Source organism: Vibrio sinaloensis (assembly GCF_000808535.1).
Lineage (GTDB): Bacteria > Pseudomonadota > Gammaproteobacteria > Enterobacterales > Vibrionaceae > Vibrio > Vibrio sinaloensis_D.
In genome coordinates this window covers 1-308 of record NZ_JWLV01000038.1, presented here as the reverse complement: position 1 = coordinate 308, position 308 = coordinate 1, and the positions used below count along the sequence as shown (strand labels likewise).

The window sequence follows — 308 nt, the reverse complement described above, 5'->3', positions numbered from 1 at the left end:
CACAGATTGATATGTTTATAGTTTTAGAGACGATACTGGGTCTGTAGCTCAGGTGGTTAGAGCGTTCGCCTGATAAGCGAGAGGTCGGTGGTTCAAGTCCACTCAGACCCACCAATTTCCTTGAAGTTGGCATACAGTATCGACACCTTGATGGGGCTATAGCTCAGCTGGGAGAGCGCCTGCCTTGCACGCAGGAGGTCTGCGGTTCGATCCCGCATAGCTCCACCATCTTTAAGTGTTCTTCTTTCTTTAAATAGAAGGCAGAGTCTTTAAAAATGGTTTCATTAGAAATCTAGCTCTTTAACAAT

2 tRNA genes are annotated in these 308 nt (G+C 45.8%); both read left to right on the top strand.

Annotated features, from left to right (window positions below):
* Window positions 1–37: 37 nt before the first annotated feature.
* A tRNA-Ile gene (locus tag RJ47_RS16440) sits at window positions 38–114 on the top strand.
* 38 nt (window positions 115–152) lie between these two features.
* Window positions 153–228 (top strand) — tRNA-Ala (locus RJ47_RS16435).
* Window positions 229–308: the final 80 nt, after the last annotated feature.